This is a genomic window from Kitasatospora sp. NPDC058965 (genome assembly GCF_042741245.1).
Classification (GTDB): Bacteria; Actinomycetota; Actinomycetes; order Streptomycetales; family Streptomycetaceae; genus Kitasatospora.
Map to the genome: position 1 here is coordinate 1 of NZ_JBHYKG010000595.1, position 1,470 is coordinate 1,470.

Here is a 1,470-nt window from a genome sequence, read left to right on the forward strand (position 1 = left end):
GGCCGCCGCCGCGGCCGGCTGCCGACCGCCCCGCGCCCGCCTCCGCGCGCCGAGCCGGACCACCCGCGCCCAGCCCTCGGCCGGGCGCACCCCCAGGCCCGGCAGCCCGAGCACCGGGCGGCGGCGGGGGCGGGCGGGGTCGGGGCCGGGCTGGTCGGGCGGTCCGGTCGGCTGGTTGATCACGAAGAAACGCTAGGCGACCGGGCCGGGGTACAGCTGCACCCGTGGGAGGGATAGCCGGTGGTCCGAGTTGACCGGTCGGCCCGGTGTTCGGCCCGGGCCGGTGTCACGGCGGGGTCGGCCGGGCCAGCGCGCACCGCGCGGCGGCCCGGCTGCGGACCACCAGCGAGGAGCGGGTGCAGACCAGCCGGCCCTCCTGCGGGTAGGCGTGCCAGGTCCGCCAGAGCACCCGCTCGGCGCTGCCGTGCGCGACCAGGGCGGTGAAGGCGCTCGGGTCGCCGGGGAAGACCCCGGCCAGGCCCCGCGGGTGCTCGTCCACCAGGGCCAGGATCTCCTGGGCCCGGGCGGCGAAGACGTGCGGTGGCAGCGACTCGATCCGGGCGGCGAACTCGTACTCCCAGCCCGCCACTTGCTCGGCCACCCGGGCCGGCAGCGGGGTCCGGCGGCCGGGCATGCAGGCCACCGTCTCCAGGCACTCGCCGGGGCCGGCGGCGATCACCACCTGGTGCGAGGCGCCGAGCAGGCGCAGCTGCAGGGTGCCGGCCGCTCTGCCGCGGTCGGCTCTGCCGGCCCCGACGCTGCCCTGCTCCCCGCGGTCGTCCGGGCCGGCGCACTCCGGGTCGTCCCCCGCCGGCAGCAGCGGCAGGTCGCGCACCGCCAGCGCGGGCAGCGGTCCGCCGCCGAGACACCAGGCCAGGTCGCCGGCGCGGGTGTCGGTGTAGGAGGTCTGCAGTGTGGTGAGCATGCTGGGCTCCGCAATTCAGCTCCGTACGCGCCCCCCGTGCAGCGCCCGACGCGGCCGGAGGCCGGCTGGTGTTGCTGTGCGGTCCAGGACGCGGCCGACCGTGGAAGGAAGGATTCCGGCTGGAGATTCAGCAGCAGAGAAGCACGAATTCTCCGGGTCCGTCAGGGATTTACCCCTTCTTGTCGGACATTCACCGTTGTGGGCGTAGTGTCTGGTCAGGTGTGATCAAGACCGAGCAGCGGTTTGCTCGTTCTACGCCATTTGCGCGGAGTTGCGCGGTCTGCGAACGAGGGGCGCAGTGGTGCATCGCACGCCCCCCATGGAGGCGCCGCGCCGGAGTGTGCGCCGTGCGGAAAGCGTGGTGGACCCGGGGTCGGACGGGAATGACCGGCGGCCTGCCAAGGGGGTGGCAGGTCGCCGGTCGGTCAGTGGGCCTGGGCGGCCAGCACGCGCGGGCAGGGGGCCGCGCAGCCCGGACCGGCCACCGGCAGCGCGCGGGCGGCCGGCACCGCGGCCGGCACCGCGGCCGGCACCGCGGCCGGTGC

The 1,470-nt window shown here is 76.5% G+C and carries 2 protein-coding genes; both read right to left on the reverse strand.

Translation table 11 applies throughout. From position 1 onward, the window contains the following. Nucleotides 1–183: hypothetical protein (locus ACFW1A_RS40460; protein ID WP_380418732.1), on the reverse strand; the 183-nt coding region annotated here is incomplete at its 3' end. A gap of 103 nt (nucleotides 184–286) precedes the next feature. Beyond that, complete coding sequence (locus tag ACFW1A_RS40465) at nucleotides 287–925, reverse strand: DUF2617 family protein (RefSeq protein WP_380418734.1); 639 nt, start codon at nucleotides 923–925, stop codon at nucleotides 287–289. Between the last annotated feature and the right edge of the window lie 545 nt (nucleotides 926–1,470).